This window comes from uncultured Caulobacter sp., from assembly GCF_937900395.1.
GTDB lineage: Bacteria > Pseudomonadota > Alphaproteobacteria > Caulobacterales > Caulobacteraceae > Caulobacter.
Genome location: NZ_CALCDX010000069.1, coordinates 1 through 7,460 on the forward strand (window position 1 = coordinate 1; position 7,460 = coordinate 7,460).

The 7,460-nt window shown below is 66.5% G+C and carries 8 protein-coding genes and 1 pseudogene; 8 read left to right on the forward strand and 1 reads right to left on the reverse strand.

Annotated elements, in window-relative coordinates; translation table 11 throughout:
• The 3 genes from Q0379_RS06050 to Q0379_RS06060 form a co-directional block, all read left to right on the forward strand.
• Positions 1–1,155, forward strand: a 1,155-nt coding sequence (locus tag Q0379_RS06050; RefSeq protein WP_299005700.1) for a cell division protein FtsZ, incomplete at its 5' end; no start/stop codon positions are given.
• A gap of 161 nt (positions 1,156–1,316) precedes the next feature.
• A complete protein-coding gene (gene zigA / locus Q0379_RS06055; protein ID WP_299005703.1) occupies positions 1,317–2,540 on the forward strand; it encodes a zinc metallochaperone GTPase ZigA in 1,224 nt (407 codons plus the stop codon).
• Entirely contained in the window at positions 2,531–2,713 is a 183-nt protein-coding gene (locus Q0379_RS06060; RefSeq protein WP_299005706.1) for a hypothetical protein, read from the forward strand. Before zigA ends, Q0379_RS06060 begins: the two co-directional genes overlap by 10 nt.
• Before the next feature lie 13 nt (positions 2,714–2,726).
• Here Q0379_RS06060 and Q0379_RS06065 read toward each other — a convergent pair whose 3' ends face one another.
• Positions 2,727–3,626 (reverse strand): SPFH domain-containing protein, encoded by a 900-nt coding sequence (locus Q0379_RS06065; protein ID WP_299005709.1) that lies wholly within the window; start codon positions 3,624–3,626, stop codon positions 2,727–2,729.
• A gap of 135 nt (positions 3,627–3,761) precedes the next feature.
• Here Q0379_RS06065 and Q0379_RS06070 point away from each other — a divergent pair, with 135 nt between their 5' ends.
• The 5 genes and pseudogenes from Q0379_RS06070 to Q0379_RS06090 form a co-directional block, all read left to right on the forward strand.
• Positions 3,762–4,232 carry an Lrp/AsnC family transcriptional regulator gene (locus Q0379_RS06070; protein ID WP_099538559.1) on the forward strand — a complete coding sequence of 157 codons (471 nt, stop codon included), beginning with the start codon at positions 3,762–3,764 and terminating at the stop codon, positions 4,230–4,232.
• 132 nt (positions 4,233–4,364) lie between these two features.
• Positions 4,365–5,486, forward strand: a complete 1,122-nt coding sequence (gene hisC, locus Q0379_RS06075; RefSeq protein ID WP_299005715.1) for a histidinol-phosphate transaminase — start codon at positions 4,365–4,367, stop codon at positions 5,484–5,486.
• Positions 5,487–5,511: 25 nt separating this feature from the next.
• The gene (gene hppD, locus Q0379_RS06080) at positions 5,512–6,585 is read left to right on the forward strand and encodes a 4-hydroxyphenylpyruvate dioxygenase (RefSeq protein WP_299005718.1); all 1,074 of its coding nucleotides are present in this window, start codon (positions 5,512–5,514) and stop codon (positions 6,583–6,585) included.
• Between the two features lie 42 nt (positions 6,586–6,627).
• Positions 6,628–6,714: pseudogene (locus Q0379_RS06085) on the forward strand (hypothetical protein); the annotation flags it as partial.
• A gap of 36 nt (positions 6,715–6,750) precedes the next feature.
• Positions 6,751–7,460 (forward strand): homogentisate 1,2-dioxygenase (locus tag Q0379_RS06090; RefSeq protein WP_299005720.1); only part of this gene is annotated, 710 nt, incomplete at its 3' end.

Genomic DNA, 7,460 nt, shown 5'->3' on the forward strand with positions numbered 1-7,460 from the left:
GTGACCAAGCCCTTCCACTTCGAAGGCCGTCACCGCATGCGCCTGGCCGACAGCGGCATCCAGGAACTGCAGCGCTACGTCGACACCCTCATCGTCATTCCGAACCAGAACCTGTTCCGCGTCGCCAACGAGCGCACGACCTTCGCCGAAGCGTTCGGCATGGCCGACCAGGTGCTGCACTCGGGCGTCCGCTCGATCACCGACCTGATGGTCCTGCCGGGCCTGATCAACCTCGACTTCGCCGACGTCCGCACGGTCATGACCGAGATGGGCAAGGCGATGATGGGCACCGGCGAGGGCACCGGCGAAGACCGCGCCCTGATGGCCGCGCAGAACGCCATCGCCAACCCGCTGCTGGACGAAGTCTCGCTGAAGGGCGCCAAGGCCGTGCTGGTCAACGTGACCGGCGGCATGGACATGACCCTGCTGGAAGTCGACGAGGCCGCCAACGCGATCTCGGACCAAGTCGATCCGGAAGCCAACATCATCTTCGGCGCGGCCTTCGACCCGTCGCTGGAAGGCGTGATCCGCGTGTCGGTGGTCGCCACCGGCATGGACGGCGCCTCGATCGCCCAGATCGAGCCGAAGCCGGTCACCCGCAACACCACGACCCAGCCGCTGATCGCCGACACCGCTCGTCCGGCGCCGCAGCCTGAGCCGGCTCGTCCGACCGCCCGCTATGAAGCCGCGCGTCCGGCGGAGCGTCCCTCCGCCGCGTTCTCTTCGGCCTTCGCCCCGGTGCCTGAACCGGCCCCGGCTCCGGAGCCCGAGATCGTCATGTCCGCGCCCCAGCCGGAGCCGGAAGCCGAGCTCTATTACGACGAGCCGACCGTCGCTGAAGAACCGCGCGTGGCCCAGCCGGCGGCCCGTCAAGTGAACCGCATCGTCGACCCGTTGGTCGACGAGGTCGCCGAAGAGCCGCTCTTCTCGGACAGCAACAACTACTACGAGGAGCGCCGTCCGCAGAAGCAAGGCGGCTGGCTCTCGATGTTCGGCGGTGGTCGTCAACGCTACGAGCAGCAGGCCTCGGCCCCGCAGCCACAAGCCCGCACCACCCAGAGCGTCCGCCCGCAGCTGGCGCCGGTTGAAACGCCGCAGACCGACGACGGCGAAGACCTGGAAATCCCGTCCTTCCTGCGTCGCCTGGCCAACTGAAAAGGCGACCCCAAACGGGGGCCTAAATAGCTGAAACGCCCCGGAGGAGACTCCGGGGCGTTTTGCTTTGGGGGATGCTCGTGATGTTATAAGATAACATTTCTGTTGAGCTGGATTTGGCGAGGCGCTAGTGGTGTTACATTGTAACGCAAGAGGCGCGCGTGACCGTTCAACCCCCCAAGCCCTCGGGCCGCATTGATCGGCGTCTGCCGGTGACCGTCCTCTCGGGCTTCCTGGGCGCCGGTAAGACCACGCTGCTGAACCATGTGCTGGCCAACCGCGAGGGCAAGAAGGTCGCGGTCATCGTCAACGACATGAGCGAGGTGAACATCGACGCGGCCTTGGTCGCGGAGGGCGGCGCGAACCTCTCCCGCACCGACGAGACGCTGGTCGAGATGTCGAATGGCTGCATCTGCTGCACCCTGCGAGATGACCTGCTCAAGGAGGTTCGCCGCCTGGCCGCCGAGCGGCGCTTCGACTACCTGCTGATCGAGTCCACGGGCGTCTCCGAGCCGATGCCGGTCGCCGCGACCTTCGACTTCCGCGACGAAGCCGACCAGAGCCTGTCGGACGTGGCGCGGCTGGACACCATGGTGACCGTGGTCGACGCTTTCAACTTCCTCCGTGACTATGGCTCGCGCGACAGCCTCGCCGATCGCGGCGAGACGGCGGGGGAGGGCGACGAACGAACCGTCGTCGATCTGCTGGTCGAGCAGATCGAGTTCGCCGACGTGATCGTGCTGAACAAGGCCGACCTGGTGTCCGCGGAGGACCTGGGCCGCCTCGAGGCGATCATCGCGACCTTCAATCCGCAGGCGCGGATCGTCCGCTCGGAACGCGGCGCGGTCGCGCTGGACGATGTGCTGGACACCGGCCTGTTCGATCCCGTCCGAGCCGAGGGAGCGGCCGGCTGGCAGAAGGCGCTGATGGGCGAGGTGCTGCCCGAGACCGAGGAGTACGGCATCAGCCACTTCGTCTATCGGGCGTCGAAGCCGTTCCATCCGGAGAAGTTGAAGGCCTGGCTGGACAGAGAATGGCCGGGCGTCATCCGGTCCAAGGGCTTCGTTTGGCTGGCTACCCGCTATGACCGCGTCGGCGGCTGGAGCCAGGCCGGCGCGGTGACCCAGTTCGGCCCTCATGGCCGCTGGTGGGCGAGCGCGCCGGAGGAATACTGGCCCGAAGACGCGGCCTGGCGCGCGGCGATCCAGAAGGTCTGGAAGCCGATCCACGGCGACCGCCGGCAGGAGATCGTGCTGATCGGCCAGAACATGGATCGCGAAGCGCTGACCCGAGGCTTCGACGCCTGCCTGCTCTCCGACCTGCAATTTGGCTTCGGTCCCAAGGCCTGGACCAAACTGCCGGACCCTTTCCCGCAATGGGGTTAGGCGGCGGCGACGAGATCCGAAGCGACGTCTTCGAGGAGCCTTCCGCCGGCTGGGTGGCGCAGCGGTTCGGCGTCAGCTTGGAAGAGGCCGAATGGGTTCTCGTCCTCTATCGCTTCCAGGCCCTTTATCCGGACGGCCCGGAGCCAGGGCGCTTCTATTGCGAGGCGCTATAGGCCCTTCCCCGATCTAGTCGATCTTCACGAAGGGCGTCGAACCGCCGGTCACTTTGGGCAGTTCGCCGTTCCACTTCTCGATCGCCAGCTGCTGGAGGACCTGCGGGTTGGCGCGCAGCGCCTCACCCTTGATGCGGATGGCCTCGGCCTCGCCGCGCGCCTTGGCGATCGCGGCGTTGGCGAGCGCGGTCTCCTTGGCCTCCAGCGCCTTGGCGGCCAGGGCTTCCTGCTCCAGCTGAGTTTTGGCCTGCATCTGCTGGATGATGGCGTTCGGGTAACGGATCGAGCCAATCCAATCCAGCTGGCTGATATTGACCCCGTGACGGGCCCACTTGCCGGCGACGCGGGCATAGGCCTTCTGGATTACCATCTGGCGACCACCGCTGTAGAGCGTTTCCACCCCGACCTTCTCGGCCTCGGCCGCCACGGCCGAGCGCACGTCATTACGGATCGGTCCGTCCAGCAACTGGTCGAAGGACAGGCGGTAGGTCTGGTAGAGGTTCGGCGCCGAGGCCGGATTGACCTGCAGGGTCACCGAGATGTCCGCCGTCATCGGCAGGCCGGTGTTGTCCGAGAAGGTGATCTCCTCGTTCTCGTTGCCGCGCTCGTCAGCCTCGCGCGTGTAGCTGTAGGTGCGCTGGATCACCGGATACTGGATGATCCGCTCGCCGATGCCGCGCAGATACCAGCGGGCGGGCAGGGGCTCGGGCGCCACCCCCGCCGAGGCCCCGAGGGTGCGGATCTTGACCCCGACATTACCTGGTTCGACCGTCGTGCTTTGAGTGATCACCGCGCACGAGCCGAGGAGCAACAGCAGCGCCGCCGCCGTCCAGATCATGACCTGCCGTCCAGCCATTTGGAGCGACGGCTTAGAAGGTTTGCTGGGCGGAAGAGCGAAAGGGCTGTCGGGCATGCGGCATCCTCGCGTGACGTGTTGCGCTCAATGGTAGAGCGGCAAGCGGAGCCGCGCGCAAGACGTCTCTCCTCAGGATCGACGAAATCGGATAGTTCGTCACTTTATGCCAATCCTCGCGAGAAAGCGGTCACGATGAAGCTGACGCGAACTGATCGGAAGATCCTCCAGATCCTCCAGCAGGACGGCAAGATTTCGAACGTCGAGCTGGCCGAGCGGGTGGGGCTGTCGCCCAGCCCGTGCCTGCGGCGGGTCAAGCAGCTGGAGGCTTCGGGCCTGATCAGCGGCTACGTCGCGCTACTTGATCGTCGCAAGGCCAAGCTGGATGTGCTGGCCTATGTGGAAGTGCAGGTCGATCGCCATAGCGAGGAGGCCGCCGAGGCCTTCAAGCAGGCGGTTCTGCGCGAGCCCGAGGTGGTCGGCTGCTACGTCATGACGGGGGGCTACGACTACCTGCTGAAGGTCGCGGTGCCCAATCTCGACGCCTATGCCGACTTCACCATGAAGCGCCTGCTCAAGATGCCCGCCGTGAAGGACATCCGCTCATCGTTCGTGCTCGACACGTTGAAGGATTCCACCGCCCTGCCGCTGGACTATCTCGACTGATCACTTTGACGAAGATCAAGCGGAGTGGTTGGCAGGATGTGACCTAAATGGCGGTAATCTTGATCATGATCGCCACGATCTGACTTTAGATCCGCGATAAGTTGCCCGCTCTCGTCTTTTTGGAGCGGCCGCATGCTCGTCCTGGATCGCAAGCCCGTCACCGCCACGCCCGCTTCGCCCATGCGGCCGGCTCTCGAGGGTGTCCAGGCGTACAAATCCGGCATGACCCTGGCCGAGGCGGGCAAGCGAACCGGGCGGTCCCAATTCTCCAAGCTGGCCAGCAACGAGAACCTGCTGGGCGCCAGCCCCAAGGTCGCCGCCGCCGTCGCGGCCGCCATCGCCGAGCCTGAGCTCTATCCGGATCCCTATTGCGAGACGCTGCGCGCCGCGATTGGCGGACGTCTGGGCGTCGACGCCGCCCGGATCGTGGTCTCGCCGGGGTCGGAGGCTCTGATCGACTACCTGTTCCGCGCGGTGCTGCACCCGGGCGATGCGATCCTGATGTCCAGTCCGACCTTCCCGGCCTACGACATCTTCGCCCGCTGCGCCGAGGCCCGGATCGTCGACGTGCCGCGCCTAGCGAACTTCGACCTCGACGTGCCGGCCTTCAAGACCGCCGCGGCCCAAGGGCCGAAGCTGCTGGTTCTGTGCACGCCCAATAACCCGACCGGCAACGCCCTGACCGCCTCGGACATCGAGGAGATCCTGTCGGTCACGCCGCGCTCGACCCTGGTCTTCGTCGACGAGGCCTATCGCGAGTATCACGAGGCCTTCGACACCTTCGCCCTGCTGGACGCCTGGGGCGGTCCCTGGGTGTCGGCCCGCACCTTCTCCAAGGCCTATGGCCTCGCCGGCATGCGCGTCGGCTATGGGATCGCTTCGTCGGCCGAGCTGGTCGGCTATCTCGACCGCCTGCGCCCAGCCTTCAACGTCACCGCCGTCAGCCAGGCCGCCGCCCTGGCCGCCTGGAGCGACCAGGATCACCTGGCCCGCACGGTGGCCCTGACCATCGCTGAGCGCGGCCGGATCGAAGCGGCGCTGGACGACCTGGGTATCGAGCACACCCGCAGCGAGGCCAATTTCGTCTTCCTGCGCGCGCCGGCCGGTCCCGAAGCGACCGCCATGCGTTTGTTGCAGGAGGGGCTGATCATCCGCCCGACGCCGGTCGCCGGCGGCTGGGTCCGCATCACCATCGGCCGCCCCGCCGACAACGACGCCCTGATCGCCGCCCTGCCGGCGGCGCTGGCGAAATAAGAAATCTCTAGGGAGAGAGCCGCCCATGACCCTCGTCACCGACCAGAACCCCCTGGGCCTCGACGGCTTCGAGTTCGTCGAGTTCACCAGCCCCGACCCGGCCGCCATGAAGGCGCTGATCGAGCAGCTGGGCTTCGTCGCCGCCAGCAAGCACCCGAGCAAGGCCGCGACCCGCTACAAGCAGGGCCGCATCAATCTGATCGTCAACGAGGAGGCCGCCGGCCAGGTCGCCGACTTCCGCGCCGAGCACGGTCCGTCGGCCAACGGCATGGCCTTCCGGGTCGAGAACGCCGAAGCCGCCTATGCCGAAGCGATCAAGCGCGGCGCCAAGCCCGCCGACGCCAGCCGCTCGTTGCTGGGCGAGGGCGCCAAGGTGCTGGAAGGCATCGGCGGATCCTTGCTTTATCTGGTCGACCGCTATGGCGATGCGGGCACGATCTATGACAGCTGGGAGCAGGTCCCGGGCGCGGCCCTGGCCGAGGCCAAGAACAATGTCGGCCTGGACCTGCTGGATCACCTGACCCACAACGTGAAGCGTGGCCAGATGCGCACTTGGTCGACCTTCTACAACCAGGTCTTCGGCTTCGAGGAGCAGAAGTACTTCGACATCAAGGGCCAGGCGACCGGCCTGTTCAGCCAAGCGATGATCGCGCCCGACAAGGCCATCCGCATCCCGCTGAACGAGAGCCAGGACGACAAAAGCCAGATCGAGGAGTTCATCCGCCAGTACAACGGCGAGGGCATCCAGCACCTGGCCCTGACCACCGACAACATCTACGACACCGTCGAGAAGCTGCGCGCCCGGGGCGTGAAGCTGCAGGACACGATCGAGACCTACTACGAGCTGGTCGACAAGCGCGTGCCTGGCCACGGCGAGGACCTGGAGCGCCTGCGCAAGAACCGCATCCTCATCGACGGCAATGTCGGCGAGGAAGGCTTGCTGCTGCAAATCTTCACCGAGAACCTGTTCGGCCCGATCTTCTTCGAGATCATCCAGCGCAAGGGCAACGAGGGCTTTGGCAACGGCAACTTCCAGGCGCTGTTCGAGAGCATCGAGCTGGATCAGATCCGCCGCGGCGTGATCACGGTCGAGGCGTAGAAGCGAGGCCATGGACGGCGCTTCGGCGCCGTCACATTATCCCGATCTCCCCGGCGAAGGCCGGGGCCCAGGTGAAACCCACGAACCGCCCCGGATGAATCTGGGTCCCGGCATTCGCCGGGAAAGTCGGGGTGGGGGAGGACGCAGGTGAGCAGCACCGAAACGCTGAAGTACCAAACCGGCTTCGGCTCCTATTTCGAGACCGAGGCGCATCCCGGCGCCCTGCCGGTGGGGCAGAACTCGCCGCAGAAGGTTCCGTTCGGCCTCTACGCCGAACAGCTGTCGGGCTCGGCCTTCACCGCGCCGCGCCACGAGAACCGCCGGAGTTGGCTGTACCGCCTGCGGCCCAGCGCTGGGCACGGGCCATATGCGCCCTACGCCCAGGCCACGCTGGTCTCGACCTTCGGCGGGCCGGTGACGCCCAACCGCCTTCGCTGGAGCCCGCTGGAGATCCCGTCCGCGCCGACCGACTTCGTCGACGGTCTCGTCACCCTGGCCGGCAACGCCGATGCGGCGACGCTGTCGGGCATCGGCGTCCACGTCTATCTGGCCAACGCCTCGATGCGGAACCGCGTCTTCTACGACGCTGACGGCGAGCTGCTGATCGTGCCGCAGACGGGCGTGTTGACCCTGATGACCGAGTTTGGCGTCCTGACCGCCGGCCCCGGTCACATCGCGGTGGTCCCGCGCGGCGTGCGGTTCCGGGTCGAGGTCGAGGGGCCCTCGCGCGGCTATGTCTGCGAGAACTACGGCGCGGCCTTCCGCCTGCCGGAGCTGGGGCCGATCGGCGCCAATGGTCTCGCTAATCCGCGCGACTTCGAGACGCCCGTGGCGGCCTTCGAGGATGTGGATGCGCCGACCCAGGTGATCCAGAA